General features: G+C 57.5%; 22 protein-coding genes and 1 pseudogene. 11 read left to right on the forward strand and 12 right to left on the reverse strand.

From position 1 onward, the window contains the following. Positions 1–4: 4 nt before the first annotated feature. On the reverse strand, positions 5–601 hold the full coding sequence (locus ACZ48V_RS01065; protein ID WP_464538577.1) for an IS630 family transposase: 597 nt from the start codon (positions 599–601) through the stop codon (positions 5–7). After that, positions 598–1224 carry a helix-turn-helix domain-containing protein gene (locus ACZ48V_RS01070; RefSeq protein WP_464540790.1) on the reverse strand — a complete coding sequence of 209 codons (627 nt, stop codon included), beginning with the start codon at positions 1222–1224 and terminating at the stop codon, positions 598–600. Before ACZ48V_RS01070 ends, ACZ48V_RS01065 begins: the two co-directional genes overlap by 4 nt. Before the next feature lie 643 nt (positions 1225–1867). Between ACZ48V_RS01070 and ACZ48V_RS01075 the strand changes: the two genes are divergently transcribed. The 9 genes and pseudogenes from ACZ48V_RS01075 to ACZ48V_RS01115 form a co-directional block, all read left to right on the forward strand. Further along, positions 1868–2637 (forward strand): IS5 family transposase gene (locus tag ACZ48V_RS01075; RefSeq protein ID WP_464540792.1). Its coding sequence is split into 2 segments (ribosomal slippage): positions 1868–2200 and positions 2203–2637, totalling 768 coding nucleotides; the frame shifts between segments, so codons are not numbered across the junction. Between the two features lie 724 nt (positions 2638–3361). Continuing rightward, a complete protein-coding gene (locus tag ACZ48V_RS01080) occupies positions 3362–3694 on the forward strand; it encodes a hypothetical protein (RefSeq protein ID WP_464540794.1) in 333 nt (110 codons plus the stop codon). A 23-nt stretch (positions 3695–3717) separates the two neighbouring features. After that, positions 3718–4284 carry a DUF6973 domain-containing protein gene (locus tag ACZ48V_RS01085; RefSeq protein WP_464540796.1) on the forward strand — a complete coding sequence of 189 codons (567 nt, stop codon included), beginning with the start codon at positions 3718–3720 and terminating at the stop codon, positions 4282–4284. 304 nt (positions 4285–4588) lie between these two features. After that, positions 4589–5749, forward strand: a complete 1161-nt coding sequence (locus tag ACZ48V_RS01090) for a transposase (RefSeq protein ID WP_464540798.1) — start codon at positions 4589–4591, stop codon at positions 5747–5749. 829 nt (positions 5750–6578) lie between these two features. After that, the gene (locus ACZ48V_RS01095; RefSeq protein ID WP_464540800.1) at positions 6579–7076 is read left to right on the forward strand and encodes a hypothetical protein; all 498 of its coding nucleotides are present in this window, start codon (positions 6579–6581) and stop codon (positions 7074–7076) included. A gap of 93 nt (positions 7077–7169) precedes the next feature. Next, positions 7170–7382, forward strand: a complete 213-nt coding sequence (locus ACZ48V_RS01100; protein WP_464540802.1) for a hypothetical protein — start codon at positions 7170–7172, stop codon at positions 7380–7382. A gap of 1 nt (position 7383) precedes the next feature. After that, complete coding sequence (locus tag ACZ48V_RS01105) at positions 7384–8034, forward strand: hypothetical protein (protein ID WP_464540803.1); 651 nt, start codon at positions 7384–7386, stop codon at positions 8032–8034. A gap of 563 nt (positions 8035–8597) precedes the next feature. Beyond that, positions 8598–9194: a hypothetical protein gene (locus ACZ48V_RS01110; RefSeq protein ID WP_464540805.1), complete on the forward strand. Its 597-nt coding sequence runs from the start codon at positions 8598–8600 to the stop codon at positions 9192–9194. Positions 9195–9218: 24 nt separating this feature from the next. Continuing rightward, a pseudogene (locus ACZ48V_RS01115) lies at positions 9219–9380 on the forward strand (ATP-dependent helicase C-terminal domain-containing protein); the annotation flags it as partial. Positions 9381–9403: 23 nt separating this feature from the next. Here the strand turns inward: ACZ48V_RS01115 and ACZ48V_RS01120 are convergent. From ACZ48V_RS01120 to atpD, 6 genes are all read right to left on the reverse strand, one after another. Continuing rightward, positions 9404–9892, reverse strand: a complete 489-nt coding sequence (locus tag ACZ48V_RS01120) for a DUF4174 domain-containing protein (RefSeq protein ID WP_464540807.1) — start codon at positions 9890–9892, stop codon at positions 9404–9406. A gap of 52 nt (positions 9893–9944) precedes the next feature. Continuing rightward, positions 9945–10514: a hypothetical protein gene (locus ACZ48V_RS01125; protein ID WP_464540809.1), complete on the reverse strand. Its 570-nt coding sequence runs from the start codon at positions 10512–10514 to the stop codon at positions 9945–9947. 10 nt (positions 10515–10524) lie between these two features. Continuing rightward, a complete protein-coding gene (locus ACZ48V_RS01130; RefSeq protein ID WP_464540811.1) occupies positions 10525–12183 on the reverse strand; it encodes a CCA tRNA nucleotidyltransferase in 1659 nt (552 codons plus the stop codon). Positions 12184–12496: 313 nt separating this feature from the next. After that, a complete protein-coding gene (locus ACZ48V_RS01135) occupies positions 12497–13666 on the reverse strand; it encodes an alanine racemase (protein WP_464540813.1) in 1170 nt (389 codons plus the stop codon). Positions 13667–14002: 336 nt separating this feature from the next. After that, the gene (atpC, locus tag ACZ48V_RS01140) at positions 14003–14437 is read right to left on the reverse strand and encodes an ATP synthase F1 subunit epsilon (protein WP_464540815.1); all 435 of its coding nucleotides are present in this window, start codon (positions 14435–14437) and stop codon (positions 14003–14005) included. A 56-nt stretch (positions 14438–14493) separates the two neighbouring features. Continuing rightward, entirely contained in the window at positions 14494–15999 is a 1506-nt protein-coding gene (gene atpD / locus ACZ48V_RS01145) for a F0F1 ATP synthase subunit beta (RefSeq protein ID WP_464540817.1), read from the reverse strand. A gap of 655 nt (positions 16000–16654) precedes the next feature. On the opposite strand from atpD, the gene clpB reads away from it, so the two are divergent. Further along, a complete protein-coding gene (clpB, locus tag ACZ48V_RS01150) occupies positions 16655–19291 on the forward strand; it encodes an ATP-dependent chaperone ClpB (protein ID WP_464540819.1) in 2637 nt (878 codons plus the stop codon). Between the two features lie 282 nt (positions 19292–19573). Further along, the gene (locus ACZ48V_RS01155; RefSeq protein ID WP_464540821.1) at positions 19574–20035 is read left to right on the forward strand and encodes an RDD family protein; all 462 of its coding nucleotides are present in this window, start codon (positions 19574–19576) and stop codon (positions 20033–20035) included. A gap of 168 nt (positions 20036–20203) precedes the next feature. Here the strand turns inward: ACZ48V_RS01155 and ACZ48V_RS01160 are convergent, their stop codons facing one another. The 4 genes from ACZ48V_RS01160 to ACZ48V_RS01175 form a co-directional block, all read right to left on the reverse strand. Next, on the reverse strand, positions 20204–20734 hold the full coding sequence (locus ACZ48V_RS01160; RefSeq protein ID WP_464540823.1) for a hypothetical protein: 531 nt from the start codon (positions 20732–20734) through the stop codon (positions 20204–20206). Positions 20735–20984: 250 nt separating this feature from the next. Then, complete coding sequence (locus tag ACZ48V_RS01165; RefSeq protein WP_464540825.1) at positions 20985–22253, reverse strand: GAF domain-containing sensor histidine kinase; 1269 nt, start codon at positions 22251–22253, stop codon at positions 20985–20987. 134 nt (positions 22254–22387) lie between these two features. After that, complete coding sequence (locus ACZ48V_RS01170; protein ID WP_464540827.1) at positions 22388–23197, reverse strand: hypothetical protein; 810 nt, start codon at positions 23195–23197, stop codon at positions 22388–22390. Positions 23198–23558: 361 nt separating this feature from the next. Then, complete coding sequence (locus ACZ48V_RS01175; RefSeq protein WP_464540829.1) at positions 23559–24188, reverse strand: response regulator; 630 nt, start codon at positions 24186–24188, stop codon at positions 23559–23561. Positions 24189–24232: the final 44 nt, after the last annotated feature.

Consider the following 24232-nt stretch of genomic DNA (forward strand, 5'->3'; position numbering starts at 1 on the left):
CTCGCTAAGTGGGTGTGTTGTCAGGAAAGAGGACCGACCCGTATCCCCCGAGAGTCCGGGCTGCACTCCACAGCGCGGAGATCTCTTCCTGCTTCTGCGGACGCTTCTTCCATCGGTAGGGATGACAGTGGGCATTCCAGTAGGCCAACGCCTCCCAGAGCGCTTCTCTGAGTTCCTCGACGGTTTCAAATCGGCGTCCCTTCAGCGCCAGGCTTCTCAACTGCTTCCACCATGGTTCGATGAGGTTTAGCCACGAGGCATACTTCGGAATAAATTGCACCTGGACCTCTGGCCAGGCCAGCAAGGCCACCTTTGTCTCTCTGCTATGGTGCGTACTCAGGTTGTCTTCGACGACGAGCCATCGATCCGAGGGAAAGACCTCAATCATTCGTTCCAAGAGTGCGCTATGACTCTTCGAGTCGCGCTTTCCGCTGACGACCATGGCTGCTTCTCCGGTAGTCGGCTCAAAGGCGCCGTGCACCCAGAGTGTGCCTCGCCGCCCGTAATCCGGCTCAAAGGTGGCTCGCTGTGGTCCTCGTTTCCATTCGGCACCAGGATAGGTCTTGGCCGAGAGGGGGCCGAGTTCGTCGATGCAGATCACGCGCGTTCTCGGGGGCGGACGGACGTAGGCTGCGATGATGGCCCCCTTTTTTCTGCAAAGCGCTCATCGTGCTTTTCCGCTTCATAGAACCAGCTTTGTTGGCGTTTCCAGCGCAGGCCCTCCGCCTCCACGTATTCCCATATTGTAGAGGTCGCCAACGGTATTCCCTCTCGCTCGAAGAAGGCCGTCTGCAGACGCTCCAGGGTCCACATCGCAAAGGGAAGACCGAGCGAGCGAGGCTTCTGGAGCGCCAGATCTAAGAGCTTCGAGCGCACCGCTTCGCCGTGGATCGGCGGGCGCCCCGATCGAGGCCGGTCGTCCAGGGCCTCCAGGCCGCCGTCGTTAAACCGGCGGACCCACTTTGGCCCGCTTGGCGCGCTGCGATATCCAGCGCGGAGGCCTGCCTCTTTCGCGCTCAGGGTTGGGTCCTCCAGCATCGCCGCCAGAACCTGGGCCCGTTGCACTAAGCGGGCCGGCTGGACCCGGGCCCGTTGCACTAAGCGGGCCGGCTGGACCCGGGCCCGTTGCACTAAGCGGGCCGGCTGGACCCGGGAGGCGGCCATGTGTCGAATCTCTGTGGCTTCCGAAGTGGAGACCGGGCGGAGGGAGAGTCGGTTCGGCATCGTTGATTCTCATGGAAGGCGGAACGGAAATGCTCGTCCTACGCCTCCGCCGAAAAAAGGTCCGACTTGGCGAGAAGACCACTAAGTAGCTCAATAAAACTATGTTTACACCTTGTCATCGCGAGGAAGGAGCCCTGCGACTGACGTGGCGATCTCATGCCCTCGACCTGGGCGGTGCCGCCTGGTTCGATAGCACAAGATTGCGTCGCTATGCTCGCAATGACATAATCAAAGATACTTTTGCGGGCCTACTTAGAGCCTGCTTCTTGCCGGTATGACCGGACGTGGTCTCTTCCCGATTTCGCGTCGCCTATCGATTCCTTAGCCATCGCTTGGAAGGGGCGTGTATTTTGAAGTACTTATCTTCACGATAACTGCACGCAATTTACTTGCAGGTCTGAGGGGGGGGGCTACTTTACAAATGCATTTTAGCAACGCCTTTCTGTACAGTGGTCCGTTCGACATTGTGAGGCTCTTCTGGAGAGCGCATATATTCTTGCCGCTCTCTCTTACACGCCATTTCGCACGTTGAAGAATCAGACTCCTAGAGCGTGTGGACATACGGAACCAATAGCTGGCCTAAAAGTCGATGCGGTTGATTTTTCCGAACTCTGATTCCACTGGCGCCCTAATGCAACCCGTAATGGAACGACCTCGACACGCGATCACCGACCAGGATTGGGAGCGAATCGCCAGACTTCTGCCCGGTAAAAAGACGGATCCGGGTCGCACAGCCCGGGACAACCGCTTGTTCATCAATGCAGTGCTCTGGATCAGTCGCACGGGCTCGCCCTGGAGAGATCTTCCGCCTCATTTTGGCAAGTGGAACTCCGTCTATCGGCGATTCAGCCGATGGTCTAAAGCTGGCGTCTGGGAGCGCGTCTTCAAGACCCTGCAGGAGCCGGACTTGGAGTGGATGATGGTCGATTCGACAACTGTGCGTGCGCATCAGTGTGCTGCTCAGTGTGCTGCCGGCCAAAAAAAACTAATGCCACCGCCGAAGCACTCGGCCGTTCGCGCGGTGGCTTCACGACGAAAGTGCACGCGGCTGTAGATGCTTTAGGCAATCCTTTGCGCTTCATTTTGACGCCGGGCCAACGAGCAGATATCACCCAGGCCGAACCATTGGTCATGGGCTTCAAGCCCGAGGCGGTGATCGGCGACAAAGGCTTTGACAGTGATCGGTTCATTGCATACATCGGAGCCCTTGAGGCCGAGGCGGTCATTCCTTCAAAAAAGAACCGGACGATCCAGCGTGTGATTGACACCAACTTATATGCGGACCGAAATAAGATCGAGCGCTTTTTCAGTCGCATCAAACACTATCGGCGCATTGCCACCCGCTACGAGAAAACCGCTCGTAACTACCTGGCTTTCCTGCATGTGGCGGCGATTATTACCCTACTGCTCTGATTGTCCACACGACCTAAGCTGTCAATGCGTTTATTTGCACAGATCGCAACCCAATTTACAAGACAAAATCAATCTTCTTTCGTCAGAACAGTGCGACTTATAGGTGCAGGCCCTGCACTTGTACTTGTAAGTGTGCTCATGCTCGTTGGGTGTGACACAGCGGTAGACAGTGATCTGTCGGAGCCGGTCGATAGCCGTGTTACTGCCCCACCATCAAATCCGGCATCGCAATCCTCTGTCGAGAAGTTTGCGCTTCACATCCAGCGAGCATCTACAGAAGAAGAGGCCGCTCGCGCCCCGTTCCGATGCCACATTCGCATGCGGTCTACAGCGAATTGGGATTTGGGGCAACTCAGCGCATGGAAGGCGGGGCCAAGCGCTGTTGAGCAAAGCACGACCGATATGCAGCGCCTCAGCGACGCCTCGTTTCAGTATGACACGATCATCCTACGCCTCTCTGAAACTTGGTCCCAACCGGTTCGCGCGTCGGAGGAGTCTCTGGATGCAGTGCAACTGCGTTATCAGCTGCGCAGTCCCGATGGCACGGTACTTCGGGAGGCGTACTGCCGGGTGCCAGGCCAGGCCGACGTAAAGCGCCAGATCGTTGCCCAACTGGGCTGGTCTACCCAGGCGCATGTGAACCCGTCGTATGCGACGATCGAGCAGGAGAAAACCGCATGTGCTGATGCCGATGTATGCATCACCGAAACCGCTCACACGACCGATGTGGGATCAGCCTTGTACGTGCCGCAGTCATGTGATGGACCTGGCGGGGGCGGAGGCGATGGAGGTAGCGGCGGCGGAGGGGGTGGTGATGCTGGAGGTGGGAACTGGCCGCCCGACGATGGTGATGAAGGGGGAAGTGATTGGCCTGATGATGGGGATCATGATCCCTGGCCTGACCCACCACAGGATCCTAATCCGCCCAGTGAAGATCCACCCCCAGCCCCTGATCCTCCTGGAGGTGGCGACGACGGAAGCAGTGGCGGAGACAATGACGATTGTTCTACTGCGTTTGAACCTGGTGATGATTGTTTTAATGACGATGACAGAGTAATCGCGGTAGCGCCCTCGTTTTCCGTGTTCGGAGCAGCCACCCAGAGCTGTTGTATTCAGTGTCCGGGAGATGGGGACAGCCCAAATGAGCCTCTTCCTCCAGCCAACGCACCCGAAGGCATCCCCCCAGATGACTACAACAGACTAAACAATGCTGAGAAATGGGTTGCAGTCCAACATCCAACAACATGGTCAGATGTTGCAACATCTGCAGAGATAGCGTTTGAATGGTCATCAGATGTTGAGCCAATGGGCGGAGATGAAATGGGGGGCTGGAATGACCCACAAGATGCTTTAAGACATGCTATGTGGAATGCCGAAATGGCCAAACGAATTGGGTCAACGGTTGCAAAAAAATGGGCAGATGCACATGAGACACCAGATAAAGGAGAAACCGATGAAATGGTTTTAGACGAGCATGCCACAAATATGGACTTACATAATAACGCCGTGGGAAGAATGATAGGTAACTTATACCCAAATGAGATAGAATCACGAATTTTAGAGGCACGCGACGATGGAACGCTCCAATTATGGCGATGTCCAGAAACACAGAGTCGATGGGGGTGCGGTAATACATCTCTCGACTAACAAAAGGCCCCTAATTGTATGTGACTCTTTGTGTTTAATCACCGGATGTTGTCCAGTGTCGACGAGGACGCAGGCGATCTTCGGCTATAGGAAATCTCATAAAGAGAGGAGCAGGATACTGCGACCAATCTCATGATTTACATATACACCCCATGTCCAACACTCCGTGCAGGTACGGGGCAGATTTGCATGAAAAAGCGATAGGCCGTAAGGTACGGTTCGCGACCAAACGAATCCCGAGCCCCTACGGCCTATGCTCCCACAACCGCTGTTTGCGCCTGTGGTATCTACTATCTTCCGAAAAATGACGGACATTTACAACTGCAACATCGGATCCTGGCAACGCCGGTTCCTACAGACGCTGTTTGAAGCGGTCTGTGCTCTTCGGGGACGCGTCAACTTCACGAACTTGGCCCGCTTCAGCCCGCTGCACGAGCAAACCTTCCGTCGCCATTTCCAGAAGGCGTTTCAGTGGGGTTGGTTCAACCTGACGATGGTGCGCTCGCGTCGGCATCCAGACGAGCCGATCATCGGGGTGTTCGATTGTAGCTTTCTGCCCAAAAGCGGAAGCAAGACGTGGGGCCTCGGTCGATTCTTTTCATCGTTGGCGGGGCGCTCGAAGAAGGGACTGGAAGTATCGATTCTCGGCGTCGTTGCAACACAGAGCCGCCGCGCCTTCGGGGTCGATGCCACCCAGACGCCTTCTGATCTCTCGGCAAACGAGACCGGCGAATACAAGACCGGCGAATACTCCCGCGTAGACTTTTATCTGGAGCAGATCACCGATCTGTACGAGACGCTTACCGAACTGGGCGTCTCCTACTGGGTGGGGGATGGCTTCTACGCGAAGCAGAAGGTCTTCGATACCGTGACCGATCTGGGCGGCGATCTGATCACGCGGCTCCGCTCGGATGCGAATCTGCGCTACCTGTACACTGGCCCTCGACGCAACGGCCCGGGCCGGCCCAAGCAGTACGACGGCAAAATTGACTGGGACGACCCCGACGAACTCAGGCGCCGGTTCGACGAGGTGGGCCGTCTCCCAGGTCAGCCGGAGGTTCGGATCCTCACCACGGTAGCCAACAGCCCACACTTTGGGCGCGATCTCCGGGTCGTCCTTCTGCTCGGCCCCGGTGGAGCGGGCTCAGGAGAGGGCCCAAATGAAGAGGGCTCAGATGGAGCGGAACAGGTCATTCGCGATGCCAAGCAGCACACGGGACTCACGCACTGTCAGGCCCGCAGCCAGGAGAAGTTCGACTTCCATCTGAACATGTCCGTCGCTACGGCGAACCTGCTTTGGCTCCCGGCGCAGAAGAGCGCGTGTTCAAAGCGGACCTACCGCCGCGAAGCCTACAATCGGCTGCTCGTGAGTCATCTTTTATCCCAATTGGGCCTCAGCGCCGAGTATGACCGAACAGATCCCCGGATTCAATCGGTGATCCGCACCGGGCGCATGGCCCTCTGACCGCGATCACCGCCGTCTCAACCTGCACGGACTATTGATGTCATAAACTGATTATATTTAAGTGAATAAACTGTGGGTATGCTAAGCGAGACTAAAGCATCAACTCTTATATTTACAGGTGTTGTCCTGCACCTGGGCTTGTACGTCGTCACGGGGCTAATTGCACTGGGTGGCGCGTTGCCTCGTGGAGATATGCCTGTTGATCCTTTGCTGGGACACCAGGTGAGTAGATATATCTTCTCGGCATTAAGCTTTCCCGTATCTCTTATCCCAGCCTCGTTTTACTCGGTCGGGGAGGGGTGGAGCATTGTGTTTGGGTGGGGCTTAGTTTTACTGAACAGTGTTCTCTGGTCACTGACGATCTACTTTCTTGTTGTGAATGCTAACAAGTGGTTTGCTCTATCACGACAGCAACAGTCAGACCTGTAAGGGAACCGTCTGCTCAAAAGCCATCTGCTGAACGCCGTGGAAATGGTTCGGCGTGCTCCGGGCTCGCAGTTCTTTGCGTGCTCACCATGATAAAACCTGGTATGTTGACTTTCCCTCGTAAGAGGGATACTTTCCCGACAAGCCGCCTGGGTCATGGACAGCGACGGCACCTGACGGGACCGTACTCACGCGGTATCCTTCCACAACAGGAGACCCCGGACGATGGACACTTCAATTTCGCAGGCCGGATGGGTCAATCGTGAAGATACGATTTGGTGAATAACACAGAAGTCCAAAGGTACCCTCTCACTCGCTCAAATTGGGAGATTGCACCATGCGCATGTATCAGCGCTCTAAGCTATCGAGACGCACTTTTGAGGAGGAGTGGCGTGCGTCCTTCATGACGTTGTTTCAGCACAGTGGCGAAGAGGACGGGGCGCCATGGCTTCCCAACCAAGTATTCTCACACACGGCAGAAATCACCGTATACCATCCGCAACCTTATTTTTTGCGAAGAGACTACCGCGGCATAGAACGAGTATTGCGTCGCCTTGGAGAGAATGAGTTTGTCGTCCTGGACAGAGGGGCTTTGAACGAGGAGAGTGAACACGTAGGAATTGTCTTCCAACTGCGGCAGCACACTGGTGAATTTGACGATGCGGGTCAGTATCATATCGAAGGGCAACCGATTGATTTTTATATGTTTGGAAGGCGACCTGACTGGGGGTTCGTCAGCTCCGAACCGTATAACATTGGTGTGTTAAATGCAGAATGGACAGTTCTGGAGTCCTTCATTGCTGAATGCCCAGGTACAGACGAAGAGCAAATCCGAGAATACCTTGAGCATGTCCCTACGCTCTACCAGAGTCGTTTTGAGCGCAACTACCTCATGCGTTGAAATCGGAGCGAAGGCTTAAGTCAGTATGCAAGGACTGACACCGCGAGTCGGATCGGGCAGCGCAGCGGTGATAGCTACCGCGTCTACCGCCTCATGGACGGCAACGCCCGTGATGTCTTCAGCAACTTCTCTCGGAAATGGGAGGGACGCGCTCCGACTGGCAGCATTCCCGACATTATCGACAATGGCAATACGACCATGATTCTGCGGCGGTCGTCTACAGACAATAACTTGCCGACCATCGAGATTCAAGGACCATTCGGTCCGACCGACAGCTATCGAGAAATCCGATTTGGACAGTTTTGATATGGAGTCCTCTAACAACACACACACTGCACCGACCGAAATTGAATGGAGTGCTGACGAAAGCACGCTCGAATCTCTCTCACGACTCGTGGGCCAGTCGTTACGGGCCGGTCTTTGTTCGAGCCTACGAGCACACCTGGTTGCGGGAAAATCACCGCGCCTACGCACCGAAAAGATCGCGTTGCCTGTGCCAGGCGGTCTCGTTACCGTCGCGTTCCCGGATTGGGCCGACACAGAGCACTTCGCCATGAATGCTTTCCGGATCGAAGCGCGCTACTTGGAAAAAGCTCCTAAATGGACGAGTGAACAATACAGTGAGAAAAAGAATGGGCCGATTTTCCCGTGGACGGGCATTAGTTTCAGGGAGCCGGAGTTCTACACGTCCCCACCTTCGGCACCAATCGAGCGCATCGCGGTGTACCGCTACGAGTGCGAGGAGGAAAACCATGAACGCGGCTTCACCGAGCGTGTCAGTTTCGATAAGGCCGTGCTTTTCGAGCAAGCTGGCGATCAGCAACTTCTGCTCTTTGTAGATGACTCAAGCATTGCCGGGCTGCTGGGCATCAGCAGCGACCCCGCCGAAATCCACGAAGTGATTGAGGGGTGCAAGGTAAGTCAGATCATTAACGAGGACAGGGCAACAAAGCAGTAGTCGCGTTGCCTTGTTCTGTAGCGGACGATAGCACGTGAACCGTTCTGAATCTGACGCCAGACTGTGCTTCTGGAAGGGCACGACTGCGCGGCGGGTCAACTCATCGACAAGGACTTCTTGGAGATATTTAGCACGTTCAAGGCTGAAAAGCACTCCAGCCAAAACTGACACACCGACGTAATTGGCGCACTGCACAGTTCGCAGTACTTCCCCCGATTGGCCCAAAACATGGGGGACTTTGCGAACACCATTGGCGATCTTGACGTGCTCTACGATGCCAGTAGACTAGGACAACGCGCAGGCGATAGCAACCGGGTATATCGCCTGATGGAAGGCAATGCGCGGGGTGTCTTTGGCAACTTCTCTCGGAAGTATGCCAATCGGCCACCCTCTGGAAATATTCCAGACGTCATCGAATTTGGAAATTCCAACAATCCGACTACGATGACTCTCTACGAGTCTTCGTCAGAAGGTCTTCCCACTATTCGAGTCGGCGGTCCTTTCGGTCCCAGCGACTCGTGGCGGGAAATAAGATTCGGAAACTGGTAAAAGGCATCTCACAGATGAAGGAATTTACCGACAAAGCCTTAATCGACGAGAAAGGGGTGCGCCAGTTGCACCGACTCCTCGGTAGTTCTCTGCCCTCTTTGGTGCTTCATCAGGCAAACGTGAAGCTGCAAGGCTCGCATCACGTTCTTTCGCCGAGCTTTTCGCTTCGCACCGAGAGCGGAGACTACATAGTAGTAGAGAACGAGCGGGGCGACACACCGGGTGGGTGGCATTACGGTCATCTGCAGGTTTGCCGTGCATCGCATCCTGCTGACATCAAACGAGCACAGGCGGGGAATGTGGCGAATACGCTCACGATGAAACCTTTTCAGGGCGTGCCCCCTGTGCATAAAATCGACATCTTTGAGCGAGTGATCGCCTCAGAAGGAAGTAGCGGGCCCTCCTACGACAGTGAGCACGTCCGCTACGATGGTGCAATCGTTTTTCGGCGTGAAGACCACAGCGCATTTCGTCTCAGTCCAGAGGAGGGGCCGCTCGGCCGCGTCGAGTTCTGCCAGCTCTGGAGCGACATCCGCGATATCAGCGTGCACCTGAAGCGCCGCGTGATGATCACTGAGGAAGAAATTGACTTCGATCCGCCACCAGCATGAAAAACAACCGTTGATATCATGAAGAGCATAGCGCAGCGTCCGGTGCAGATCACCCAGGATCTGGCGCACTTCTGGGACGAGACGTACTTTGAGGTTAAGAAGGAGATAAAGGGCCGCTATCCCAAGCACTACTGGCCTGATGATCCCTATCGCGCAACAGCCACGCACCGCGTGCGGCCGGGGTGAGCCCAGAACGATAGGGAACTGCCCTATTTCGCATCGGTGCTGTCGCGGCGCATTTCGCGCTGGCGCATGGGCATGGCGTCGATGACCTGAAAGATAGTTTCTGGGGCGGTCACCTCGTCGTAGCGACGTTTTTCGGTGCCGTCTTTGCCGATAAGCAGCACCCGAAAGGCATCACGTGCAACCTCGAACCGGGTACGCAGGCGCGCAGCGGTGTCGGCATGGAGCGGCGTACCCTCATAGGTGCTGGTGCCGCTGGCACGCAGCGTTACGACGACCATGTCGCGCTCGCGGAGTCCGTCGTGCTGGCGATCGAGGCGTTCGTGCTGGCTGGTAAGCGCCACGCTCGTATCACTCGGCGCAAAAATGAGCAGTGGACGGTGTGTCCACCGGTGCTCGTCGAGATCGAAGGTGGTGGTATCAGGCAGAGCAGGCAACGCGGCGTATGCGACAGAGGGCGCGGAGGCAAGCAAAAGCAGGGCAGCGCCGGCGAGCACAGCGGAAAGACGGGACATCGGGCCGTTGTTGAGACTCATGAAGTTGTTAAGGTTCATGAAGAAGATACGGTTACCCGATCAGCAGACGTAGCGTACCACCTACGAGCGCAAATGCCCCCAGCACAACGGTCGCTGCGGTGGCGGCCAGCACAGCGAGCATCGACCACGGATTTACGAACCGGATCATCGCGCCGTACCGAATGAGCAGGCCCTTGCTCTCCATAATCGCCGTGCGCAGCGCCCAGATACCTTTCACGAACCGCCACAGCCGGCTGCCTTTCTTTCTGCTCTTGTTCTCTGGCATCATTGCGCGAGCGGTATCGGCGGCTGCATGCTTGTCGGTTTCGATCTGGTTGCGGATGTGCTCGGGCAGCGCCATCAGGTCGCGCAGTCCCTGGTAGAAGAGCGCAAGCACAGCAGCCGGAAGGAGCAGGAGTCCGCCCAGCCCCACCGCGAGCAGCTGCGCGAAACCGTGCGCGGGCCATCCGCCGAAGAGCACCCACCAGGCGCCAAGTCCAGCCAGCAGCGAGCCCACTGCAAACCACCCCACGCCACGGACCAGCCACGCAGCCAGCCGCGCCAGCGTGGCGACTTTGGTGGAGGCGTCGGCACCAGAGAGTGACGTGTTGGAATCGGGCATAGCGGCGAAGTCAGTCAGACGAGGCAGGTTCGGCGGGCGTCAGCGTATCGCGTTTTACGCGTTCAAGATATGCCAGCGCGTCGTCTTCGTCATCCGGCAGATCGTCGTTGAACACGGCTTCTTTGATCGCGCCCGTGGCCCGGCGCTCGGGACCACTGAGCCGGTGGAGCATCGTCTCAAACAGCTCACCGCGCCGCAGCGCTTCGTCTTTGACCTGCATGAGGTAGTCGAACGCTGCGTCGTGCTCGTTGGGGATCTTGCCGTCTAAGATCGCCTCGCGGATCCAGGTCTTGGCAATGCCCACGGCTACGCCTTCGTCGATGCCAAGCGTCTTCATGATCTCGTAGCCGTCGACGGGCGGCTCAAAGTTGCGCAGGCGGTCTTTCTCCTCAACCTCGGCCATCTTCTTTTCCACGCGGTCGAACGCCCGCAGGTAGCGGCGGCGGCGACGCGGATTGCCCGAGGTCACATCGCTGCGTACGAGCGTCATCAGGTCATCGACATCGTCGCCCGCTTCGTAGAGTAGGCGTCGCACAGCCGAGTCGGTCACGTCCTCATCAACCAGCGCGATGGGGCGATGGTGCAGGTAGATCAGCTTTTTGACATACTGCATGCGCTCATCCATTGGCAGCTTCAAACGCCGGAAGAGGTCCGGGATCATGCGCGCCCCTTTGTGCTCGTGCCCGTGGAACGTCCAGCCGTCTTTCTTGGAGTAGCGCTTGGTGTCGGGCTTGGCGATGTCGTGGAAAAGGGCCGCCCACCGCAGCCACAATACATTCTCATCATCGCGGTCGGCGGTGCGCTCGGCGAGGTTGTCGAGCACCTTGAGCGTATGGTAGAAGTTGTCTTTGTGGCCACGCCCGTCGCGTTCCTCTACGCCCTTCAGGCGCTGCACGAGTGGGAGAAGATGCGCAAGAATGCCTGTCGCCTCCATAATCTTGAATCCGATCGAAGGCGTATCGGCCCGCAAGATCTTGTTGAGCTCGTCGGTGATGCGTTCCTGACTCAAGATCTCGACGCGGTCGGCGCGGTCTTTCATCGCCTCGAACACGCGGTCGGACACCCGAAACGCGAGCTGCGTAGCAAACCGCGCGGCGCGCACCATGCGCAGCGGATCGTCGTCGAACGTCTCTACCGGGTCGAGGGGCGTGTCGATCGTCTCGCGGTCCAGGTCGCGCTGCCCGTCGAACGGGTCGATCAACGCCCCGAAGCGGGCGGGATGCAGGTGCATCGCCATCGCGTTGATCGTGAAGTCGCGGCGGTGCTGGTCGTCTTCGAGCGTGCCGTCTTCCACGATCGGCTTGCGCGAGGAACGCCGATAGCTCTCTTTGCGTGCCGCCACAAACTCCAACACAAGCGGATCAGCGTCTTCGTCAACGCCAGGCGCCCACGGCGCGGGCAGCCGAATGGCAGCCGTACCGAAGTTCGGATACACGTGCGCCTTCGTGCCGCCCAGATCGTCCGCTACCGCTTCGGCCAACGCAATGCCGGTTCCCTCCCCCACCGTCACGAAGTCCAGGTCGGTGGTGGAGCGATCGAGGAGCAGGTCGCGCACGAGTCCTCCTACCGCATATGCTTCAATGCCTTCGTGCTGCGCAATTTCGCCGATGCGCACAAGCAAGTCGGCATACAAACGGTCGTCGAGTAAGGGAGACAGCGAGGGGGTCATGAAGCCACGAGCAGGTTAACGAACACAAGCAATGCGAATGCAGCATAAGCGCACGCGTCAACCCCCCAAACGTTCGCGCGAAGCATTCGCGTACACCATACCGCCTCTTGAGTACTCAGGGCGGACTTAACGCCGTGTGCAAGTTTTCCATTATCCTTTTGGGCGTATATCCCCCTTTGTGGCTACGCGACATTTCCCCTTCGCGAAGGGGGAAATCCCGAACAGCGTGAGGGAATGGGGGATGTGAGGACCGCGCATTCTGCGACAAGGCGGCGATCAACAAAGGAGGAAGGAAACCTGCACATGCCGTGACTTACGTCGCTTGCACTTGGCGCTGCAGCACGGGCCACGTATCCACAACCTCGTCGCGATCTACAGCGTACAGCACCGGCTGCGTGGCCACGGTCACACACGCATGGTTTGGCACCACCCGCAGCCGGTCGCCGACGCCCATCGTGGCGCCGCCTGGCACCTGCATCCAGCCGTGCTCCTCCGACAGATTCGTAATCTGCGCATGCGGATGCTCGCGCATGTATGCTGCGTTGTAGAGCGGAATCCCAAACCCCGTAGTCCGCGGCCCGGTGTCCGTCGTCATCACCTTCTTGCCCGCATCCAGAAACACCTTTTCGGTGCCGTTGGGCGCCCGGTGGCGACTTACGACCTGCGTGTAAACCGTAAGCGCGCAATGGTCGAGCGGACACACACCCAGGCTCTGCTGCATGGCGTCGTAAAATACGTAGTTACCCGGACGTATTTCGGTGATGTGCAGGCCCTCGTGCTCGGTGTTCTCAAAAAACCGCATCGTTGGCGTCGACCCAGTGCTCACGATAAACGCGTCTTTCGGCACCTGCGGCGTCGCCTCCTCATAGATTCGTGCCGCCGCGTGCAGAATGCCGCGGGTTTCCTGGTGGGATGCGCGGCGCAGCGCCTCCTCAGGCGTCTCGCCATTCTGTGGACCGCTGTATCCCTGCCCCGCATGCGTGAGCACGCCCGCCAGCCGCAGCGATGGCGCCTCGATAGCATGTCGCGCGCAGGAGACAGTCGCATCGCTATCGTGCGCGGTCCCGCAGCGCCCGTGTCCCGTGTCGATTTCGAGTAGCACCTCAACCGGGTCGTCTGCCGTGTAGGCGGCTGCAGCCTGCTCGATGCCTTCGGGCGTATCCACGCAGAAGCGGATCGTAGCCCGGGTGCGCAGGGCCTGAATCCGCTCATGCATATGCCGGCCTACCATCGGGTACGCAATGGTGATGTCGGTGAAGCCTGCGTCAACAAACTGCTCCGCCTCGTCGACGGTCGCAACGGTCAGGCCCACAGCGCCCGCGTCGCGCTGGCGCCGGGCAATATCGGGGGACTTGTGTGTCTTGGCATGTGGGCGCAGCGCAACCCCTTGGTCAACGGCTTTGGCCTGCATCCGCTCGATGTTGTCGGTCAGGCGATTCAGGTCAACCAGCAGGGCGGGGGTAGAAAGATCGTCGATCAGCATAGACACAGGGTGCAGTATTAAAAACAGTGAATGTGGCAGAAGTCCGCATGTAGATTCCGTGCTGGGACTCCGTGCTGGGACTCCCGTACTGGGCACGACAGCGGACACACGTGGAGCGTCTCCATCAAAACCATCAAAAACGCCCATCCCGAAAGTCGAGATGGGCGCAGGCAAGTAGCAGTTGGTCGAAGGCAGAGACGGTGCCCCAGGTACTCTTCGTCAGTCGGCCTCGTGTGGGAATGGAAGGAGAGGCGTTAGTACTCGTTTGGCCGTTCACACATTACCATACCTCTATCTCGCATCGGAGCACGCGGAGACGGTATCACACGCCGCTCATCACATGCCACTCATTGAGACGCGCAGGCGGTTGCGTGCCCGGTCGAGAGCCTCCTGCGCCTCCTCGCGCTCGTCGGGCGAGGTGCTTTCGCGCAGGCGCTGTAGCGCGCGCTGCTCGGCGGCTTCGGCGCGCTCGGTATCAATATCGGAGGCCGGTTCAACCGTCTCCGCTAGCACGATAACGCGGTTATCGAGCACTTCCAGAAACCCACCGCTGGTCGCAAACTCGATGCGTCCGTCGCTGATCGTGAGGTCTTCGTACGCGTCCTGCGTCTTCACAACCAGCTGCCCGATGCCAAACGCGGCGATCATGGGCGCGTGGTTGCGCAGCACTTCAAACGACCCTTTGATACCCGGTGCTTTTACGCCACGGGCCTCGCCCTCAAACGCGCGTCCGGCGGGGGTTACAATGTCAACTTGGAGTTGGTCGGCCATAGAAACAGAGGGATAGGGCCAGGCCGCCCCTAACTGAGGCGGCCCAGGGATGAACGTTACGCGTCGTCTTCAGCCAGCATCTTCTCGCCGGCTTCGATGACCTCCTCGATGGTTCCCTTCAGCAGGAACGCCTGTTCGGGCAGGTGATCAAGCTCGCCATCCAGGATCATGCGGAAGCCACGAATGGTCTCTTCGATCGAGACGTATACGCCGGGCGTGCCCGTAAACTGCTCGGCCACGAAGAACGGCTGGCTGAGGAAGCGCTGTACGCGGCGGGCGCGGTTCACGGCCTGCTTGTCTTCGTCAGAGAGCTCGTCCATTCCGAGAATAGCGATGATGTCCTGCAGCTCTTTGTAGCGCTGCAGAATGCGCTTCACCTCTTGCGCGGTGCGATAGTGCTCTTTCCCGACGGTACGCTCATTCAGAATCTGGCTGTTGGAGTCGAGCGGGTCAATAGCCGGATAGATACCCTGCGCAGACAGCTGACGCGACAGCACCGTAGTGGCATCGAGGTGAGCAAACGTAGTGGCCGGAGCGGGGTCAGTCAAGTCATCAGCAGGTACGTAAACAGCCTGGAACGACGTAATTGACCCTTTCTGCGTGGAGGTAATGCGCTCCTGCAGGTCGCCCATTTCGCTGGCCAGGGTAGGCTGGTATCCCACAGCACTCGGCATGCGCCCCATGAGGGCCGACACCTCTGAACCTGCCTGGACGAAGCGGAAGATGTTGTCAAGGAAGAACAGCACGTCACGTCCGCCCAGATCGCGGAAGTACTCTGCAATGGTGAGGCCTGTGAGTCCAACGCGGGCACGTGCTCCCGGCGGCTCGTTCATCTGGCCGAATACAAGCGCCAGGTTTGAGGTCTTCACGGCGTCCATGTCGACCTTGTCAAGATCCCAGCCGCCTTCTTCCATGACCTCATCGAACTCTTCGCCGTAGGTCATTACGCCCGATTCGAGCATTTCACGAAGCAAGTCGTTGCCTTCGCGGGTGCGCTCGCCCACGCCGCTGAACACCGAGAGGCCTTCGTGCGCCTTCGCAATGTTGTTAATCAGCTCCTGGATGAGCACGGTCTTGCCCACGCCAGCACCGCCGAACAGACCAACTTTACCGCCTTTCGGGACCGGCTGGATGAGGTCGATCACCTTAATGCCTGTTTCGAGCATCTCGACCGACGACGCCAGCTGGTCGTATGCAGGCGACGGCTGGTGGATGGCACGGCGCTCGTCGGTCTCGGGCTCCGGCAGCCCGTCAACCGCCTGACCGGTAACGTCGAACAGGCGCCCACGAATGGATTCGCCGATAGGAACCGAGATCGGACCTCCGGTCTGTTTCACCGCCTGGCCTCGCTGGAGGCCGTCGGTAGTATCCATGGCGATGGAGCGCACGCGGCGCTCGCCCAGGTGCTGCTGCACCTCGAGAATGAGATCCTCACCCGTTTCGCGCTCAATAACGAGCGCACTGAGGATGTCGGGCACCGCATCCGGCGGGAACTCTACGTCCACCACCGGGCCTACGATTTCGACGATAGAGCCTGTGTCTGTTGCTGTTTGTACGTCCATGAGGAAATGGTCAGTCCAGTGATTCGGTCGGCAGCGCATCGCAACCGCGCAGATGCGCCAAGAGATAGCGCAGGCGGCACGTCCATGAACATAGCAGAGCGACCCATCAATTGCTTCCTGCCTTCGTGGTCAAAGTGCGGAAAGGCAACAAAGAATTGTGGAATTTCAGACGATCTCTTGCATATGCAAGGCATTGGGCCGGTCTTGCTCGCTCTGGCTTACCCCGTCTTCTGTTTTACAGCACGCAAACGGGTACCGCCCCGGAGCGATTTCAGCGGCCTGCGGCGTTGGTTGATCCGGTGTCCGGCGAGCATCCGAATTTTGGAGCGGGCGCATGCGGCGCGCCTACGAGACGATGCGCTTCATGAAGACCCTTACCTGCCGAAATGGCTCGGTACGCAGCACGAAGCCGCCGCGCTGACGCATCCCTCTGACTCCTCCTGACGCCCCGGCAACCCGACCTGACATTCGGTGCACGATCGGAAGTGAGAGTGGGGCTGGGCCTGCTTACCTCTGTCATGCTGGCAGCATTGTATAGCGTGGTATGCTTTTCGACCTGTTTGCAGGGTGCGTGCGAGCCATGAAGTACCCAGGTGCATGATGGCCTGCATTGCACGATATCGAATTGTTTACTCGGCAGCATAAGAGATATAGTATGAATCTACAGAAGTTTACCGTTAAGGCGCAAGAGGCCGTGCAGAAGGCGATGGAGATTGCGGCCTCGCACCAGCATCAGGGCGTAGAGCCTGCCCACGTGCTCAAAGCCGTACTGAGCGATCCGGAAGGGATTGCTGTATCGATTCTGCGGCGCATTGGTGCCAACATCGATCGCCTGCAAAAACAAGCGGATACGGCACTCGATAAGCTTCCCAAGGTGTCAGGGGCCAGCGTATCGGGGCAGTACCTGGGCGATGACCTGAAAAAGGTGTTCGACCGGGCCCGCGCCGAGGCCGACGTGATGGGCGATGAGTACGTATCGACCGAGCACCTGCTCGTGGGGCTCGTTGAGGGCAAAGACACCACCGGGCAGGCGCTGCGCGATCAGGGCGCGTCGAAGGAGACGCTGCTCGACGTGATGGATGACGTGCGCGGTACGCAGCGCGCCGACGATCCGCACGCCGAGAGCCGTTATGAGGCGCTCGACCGTTTCGCACGCGACTTGAACGAGCTGGCGCGCAAGGGCAAGATCGACCCGGTGATTGGGCGCGACCAGGAGATCCGGCGCGTGCTGCGCATTCTGTCGCGGCGCACGAAGAACAATCCGGTACTGATTGGCGAGGCCGGCGTGGGTAAAACCGCCATTGCCGAGGGCATTGCCACGCGCATCGTGCAGGGCGACGTGCCCGAGAGCATGCGGTCAAAGCGGATTGTGGCGCTCGACATGGGGGCCCTCATTGCCGGAGCCAAGTACCGCGGCGAATTTGAGGACCGCCTGAAGGCCGTCGTCAAAGAGGTTAGCGAATCGGATGGCGAGCTGATCCTCTTCATCGACGAGATCCACACGCTCGTCGGGGCAGGTGCTACCGAGGGCGCCATGGACGCTGCCAATATCTTGAAGCCGGCGCTGGCGCGGGGCGAGCTGCGCGCGATTGGCGCCACCACGCTCGACGAGTTCCGCAAGCACTTTGAGAAAGACCGTGCCCTGGAGCGCCGCTTCCAGAAGGTGGTCGTTGACGAGCCCAGCATCGAAGACACCATCTCGATTTTGCGCGGGCTGAAGGAGCGCTACGAGGTGCACCACGGCATTCGCATCCAGGACAGCGCGCTGGTAGCAGCGGCGGAACTGAGCGAGCGCTACATTACCGACCGTTTCCTGCCCGATAAGGCCATCGACTTGATCGACGAGTCGGCGGCGCAGCTACGCATCGAAATTGACTCGATGCCGGCTGAGCTCGACCAGCTGGAGCGCGATATTCGTCAGCTTGAGATTGAGCGCGAGGCGGTCAAGCGCGACGAGGACGACGAGAAGCTGGCCTCTATCAACCAGCAAATTGCAAACCTTGAAGATGAGCGGGATGCGCTGCGGTCGCGCTGGAAAGAGGAGAAAGACCTGATTCAGACGGTGCGCGCTGCGAAAGAAGAGATCGACCAGCTGCGCGTGGAGGCGGAGAATCTGGAGCGCGAGGGCAAATACGACGCCGTCGCCGAAATCCGCTACGGACGCATTCCTGACCTGGAAGAGGAGACGAAGGCAGCCAACGAGAAACTGGCTTCGATCCAAGAAGACGGTGCGCTCTTGAAGGAAGAGATCGACGATGAGGATATCGCCGACATCGTGTCGCGGTGGACGGGCATTCCGGTGAGCCGTATGCTCGAAAGCGAACGGCAGAAGCTGCTGCGCATGGAGGACGAGCTTGCACAGCGCGTGGTGGGGCAGCCTGAAGCGATCAAAGCCGTCTCTGATGCCGTGCGCCGCGGACGCGCAGGCCTGCAGGAGGCGTCGCGTCCCATTGGCTCGTTTATTTTCCTGGGGACGACCGGCGTAGGCAAAACCGAACTCGCAAAGTCGCTCGCGCACTTCCTCTTCAACGACGAAGACGCAATGGTGCGCATCGACATGAGCGAGTACCAGGAGCGCCACACCGTGAGCCGCCTCATCGGCGCTGCGCCCGGCTACGTGGGCTACGAAGAAGGCGGGCAGCTCACCGAACAGGTGCGCCGTAAGCCGTACTCGGTCGTGCTCTTCGATGAGATCGAGAAAGCCCACAACGAAGTCTTCAACACGCTGTTGCAGGTGCTCGACGACGGGCGCCTGACCGACAACCAGGGCCGCACGGTCGACTTCACAAACACGATCATCATCATGACGAGCAACCTGGGCTCTGAAGTTATCACTGAGCGCATGGACCGCGCCGACGACGGCTTTCTGTCGGATGCGGAGCAGCAGGAGCTCGAAGAGAAGATCATGCAGCTCCTGAAGCGGAAGCTGCGCCCCGAGTTCTTGAACCGCATCGACGACATCGTAATGTTTCGTTCGCTCGGACGCAAAGAGATCCGGCAGATCGTGGAGATTCAAATGGAGCGTATCGGTCGGATCGCGGCAAAGAATCACCATCTTACGCTGGAGCTAAGCGACGCTGCCAAAGACTGGCTCGCCGACCGCGGCTACGATCCCGCGTTTGGCGCGCGTCCGCTCAAGCGAGTGATGCAGCGCCAGGTGGCCAATCCGCTCGCTGAAGAGCTACTCAGCGGCTGGATCAGCGATGGCGACACCGTGCACATCGAACTCGCCCACGACGAAAGCGGTCTGACATTCGAAACAGAGCCCAAGGCGGAGCCAGTCGAGGTGTAACATAACGCCCAGTTCTTGAGCTCTGCGCCGCCGGGTCGTACGATTCAACGCGAAGCCTCCAGCAGCCGTCAACGCTGCCGGGGGCTTCGCTGTCTATGTAGCGTCTTCTAGAGCCGTTGGCCGTTCTGCCGTGATAGCAGGGCCTCCGGGCGGGCGTGTCCTGCTTGGATTGCCTTTTACGCATGATTATACAGGTTCTCTTGTTTCCGTCTTGCTCACAAGCTGCCCCCCCTGATGCCAACGTCTCCCCCGGACCCTACAAACATCAACGCGTCATCTACTATGTCTGAAACGTCTGAAACGTCTGAAACGTCTGAAACGTCTCCTGGCAAAGGTACCCGATTTCTGGCCCTGCTTATCGACTCTATCCTTGCCATGGTAGTCACATGGATTCCTGTTATCGGTCCCGTGCTCGGCGCAGCCTACTTCCTCGTGCGCGACGGTCTCTCGCTCGATTTCATGAACCAGCGCTCTATCGGGAAGCACCTGATGGGCCTCAAGGTGAAGCGTGCCGATGGACGTGCCATGGACATCGAAACATCGGTGCGTCGGAACTGGATGTTTGCGATTGGCGGTGTTACCGCACTGCTCGCAGAGATCCCCTTTCTCGGCTGGTTGCTGGCGCTTCCGCTCTCGTTTGCGGCTTTGATCATTGTTCTGTACGAGGCCTATCGCGTGCTCACACGCAGCGATCAGCAGCGCTGGGGCGATAGCATGGCTGCTACTTCGGTAATTAACGCGTAGAGCAGACAACACGGCCTGTGCGTATCCCCGGGTCCTCCGGGGTCCCCTGATGCATCAGAACGTATTGACACGTATGACAAAAGGCCGTGCACGCCATGCACGGCCTTTCGGTTTTCTACGCTCTGTAGAGTCCGTTTTGATTTCTTGATTTGGGCTCCGAGCGGCTGCTCACCCTTGTGTATACCACCAGAACAGCGCTCCAACAATCGAAATAACGCTAACAGCCCAGAGCATCCACTCAGATCGCTTCGAGGATACACCCGTTTTCTCTTCTTTAGCGACCGATTCCCCTTTGCACCCGCTTTCTGATTCTGTGACAGAGCGCGGTCTCGGTTGTTCAAGTTCGTCTTGCAAAAAGGGGCCTGGCTGCTCTAAACGTTGACCGGACTGATTTTCCTGCGAGGAGCCATTGTTTTCAGCATCCGACTCGTGCATGGTTGAGGGATCGCTCCAGAGCGGGGGGCGACGTGGAGGCCGGTGATCGGCAAGCAGCGCCTGTGCATAGGTTACCACCGACTCGTCAAGCACATTTGATGGGGAGTAAATGTAGCCGAGCCAGGACTTTACGTCGCGACGCATTGCAATATCGCCACAGTGGGCATCAAGATATGCATCGTGCTCTTCTATTGGGAGGTCAAGGAGAGCATCGATGTGCGCGTGAACAGCTTTCCAGTATGCTTCGCTACTTAAGTAACCCATTTGCACGCAGGGAGAATGAACAAAGAGGGTGGTAGGATGAGAATGGGATAAGACATGCGTAAAACATCGATGCGACCGGACTAAAGCTTCCTGAATAAACAGATGGTATGTCTTTCGTAAGGAGAAATAACTGCCGTACTACGTCTTTCCCCTCGCGGTATAAAGATAGAAGTTATCAATCAGACTTCTACTATATCACAGGAGTGAAACGATCAGACATATGACGCAGCATCACATGACACAGCATCACTTACCCGGGTGAATGTATTGGGAGATTGATTGCAACAGACGTACCCTGTCCCTTTTTGCTCTGCAGGTGCACGCATCCTCCCATCTGCTCTGCCAGATGTTTTACAATGGTGAGCCCAATGCCCACCCCTTCGTAGGATCGTGCTGTTCCCTCTGACTCTTGCCGGAACGCCTCAAATACACGCGGGATAGCCTCCTCAGTGATTCCAATCCCCGTGTCCTCGACAACAACCTGCGCCTGCTCTACACCCTCATTTTCTACGTTTTCTATACGGACCTTCACCTGGCCTCCGGGTCGATTGAACTTGATCGCATTGTCGATCACGTTCGCTACGATATGCATGAGAGCCTCCTGATCGCCCCAGGCGTGCACCGGCTGCAACGGTATGTTCTCGTTGACCTTTATGCCTGCACGGCATGCGTCCTCTTCGTAAGCCTTTACGGTGCTGCGCACAACCCGGGCGATGTCTATTTCGCATGCCCTGATGGCGTGCGTACCGCTTTCCAGTTCAGAAAGCCGCATCGTAGCCTGTAGCGTTTGATTCAGCTGCTTGCCATATCGCTTGATGATCGAAGCGCGTTCAGCCATCGGAGTATCAAGTTCATCCTCCAGAATCTCCGCGAATCCGATAATCGCGGTAAGCGGCGTACGCACTTCGTGGCTTATATTGGCAAGTAGCGACGTTTTGAGGGTCTTGAAGTCTTGCTCAGAGGGAGGCCGGTGCTGTTTTGCCTGTCGGCTTTTTCGAGGACGCAATCCCGATGCCCTCCCTGTGCCTGAGTGCGTGCCCGAGCGAAGCGCTTTTCGGCGCTGCTCTAAAAGATGCACAACCAGTGCTGCAATGTCTTTCAGGCGTCTGCAATCGGCATCTGAGAAGGATCGCAGGACCGTGTCAAGAATGCAGAGCGTACCAATACAGACTCCGCCAGATGTGTGCAAGGGCACTCCGACATACGCCTTGAAGATGCATAGTTCAAACGAAGACTGTTTTCCTGAAAAAGGCTCACCTTCCAGGTCTCTATTGATCTCTGTAAGCGCTCCGGCTTCCATGGTCTGCTCGCAGAGTGCCGACCGGAACGTGTGGCCAACTTGATCTATGCCGGTGGCAGCTTTGCACCAGAACCACTCTGCTTCTATTGAGAAGTTTAGCATCGCAGTGGGTGCCTCAATCACATCCGCTGCGTGGCGCACCACAGAGTCGAAAGCCTCTTCAGGGGGAGTGCCGACGATGTTGTATTGTTCAACAACTTCCTGCCGACGCTTAGCCATAACCAGTCTCCTTGGGTCTACTTCGCGAGAAACAGAGTATAGCGGGTATTTATGTCCTGAGAGACGTACTCCTGGCATCTGACTCCCCCCTACTGGATCATGTGTATGATATTAACAAGCCGATTGCATCTTTCTTAACGCTCTGCCCGAGCAATCTCTATTGCACTGGGAAGCGACATCTCAACGGCATGCAGCTCGGTCGAAGCAGGGATTCCCGCCATCTGGAATCCAATGTGGGAGCATTCCTGTTGCTGCGGCTCGAACTGGCCCGTAACGTTCAGTTGACTCGCTGCCAGGCTGGGATTCAGCGAAAGATGTGCTGTCTGCAAGTTTTCTTCCTGTTGCATTTCACGTTCGTAGTCAATCTCAATTACAACGTCATCACCGCGACGGATGTAATGGAATGAGGAGGGCCAGTCACTGAGTGTACCCATCTCCAGTGTGCCTTCATCTGCGCTGGTAACGTCAATCATGGAGCGAGGAGCCGTGTTACCGATGCGACATGTGACATCTGCCCGCTGTCCGTACGCCATGGCATGCGAAAGATCAACGCTCCCTTCTTCTCCAGAAGGACGATGCAGAATCTCGCTCATCACTACGGGATCGCCGGTAGCACTTCGCCCGATCACCTTGATGGAGAAAGGATCGCCCCGCTCGATTGCATCAAGCGAAAACAGCAGGTCCATGCGCTCTCCTGAGGATGGCTGTATCTGAAAGTGGGCGTGGCGGTCGTCTTCTGTTTCCACACGCAACCGTTCGTTGCCAGGAATAGCGACTCCCTGATCCATGGAAACGCTCAAGCCCTGCCACCCGAATGTCTGTCCCGCAATATGCGGAATGGCGTCTTCTTCAGGTTCAACATCTGTAGCTGCATCGCAGCCAACCAGCATGAAAAGCATTCCGAAGGATGCTAAAAGTGTCCAAAAGGTCGATAACTTAAACATAGCGCAGTGGATGTTGAGAGGAAAAAGCAACGCAGTATTCTGACCAGTCATATGGCAATTGTGCGCCTGCCCCGCAAGAGGAGCCGTGCAAGAGGGTTTGTGCCTCCGGGCGTTGCTGGCCTGCATCCCGTCTCGTATGCGGGATGCTTTACACTTAAAGTAGCCTCCTCTCATCGCCTTAACTATGCACACCTGTTCCCTCTTTGAGTCCACAGATGTGGATAGATTCCGATACAACTACGCAGCACTGCTGCGTATCGTCTAACTTTACGGCTTACTTCGACCTGCGCAAAGCCAGTGCGCGATATGATATCTTATGATATCTTAAGATATGATTCTCTCCAGAGCGCCCCCCTCGTCCTCAGAGGCGCTCAGCTACTCCCTGCTTCCACGCCCATGCGATAGCAGACCGGCCGTCTTCCACACCAATCTTATCGTATAGTACCGAAGCATACTTTCGAACTGTATTAGGAGCTACATTCATTTTCTCGGCAATCGCACCGGTGGCATGTCCTTCAATTAGCAGGCGAAGTACCGTACGCTCCCGTTCAGTTATATTGTTAAGCGGGTGTGTCTCGGGCGAAACAGATACGAACCACCGCTTCTGGCCTTCTGCTACCGCACGCACTGCCTCGCGAATAAGAGTCGGTGCTTGCTCCTTTGTCAGGTACCCTGAAGCTCCTGCTCGCAATAGCCCCTGCACATAAATCGGATCTTCGTGCGAGGACAGTGCCAACACCGCTGTCGATGTGCCTCGTACGCTTAATGTCTGAGCAACCTCAACCCCGTCAGCCCCTGGCATTTCTACGTCGAGCAGCAGCACGTCAGGCTCATGAACTTCGACGAGCCGTAGCGCTTCTGGCCCCGTTCCGGCTTCCCCAACGACTTCAATCGGCAACAGGCCGCTTGGATCGCTGGCTTCCAGAATCGTCCTCAATCCGCGACGAACTACGGTATGATCATCAGCAAGAACAACGCGAAGCGCACTCATAGGTGAAAGGTTGGTAGCTATACAAGAATACGAGACGATCTCGC

It is taken from the genome of Longimonas haloalkaliphila (assembly GCF_055379825.1).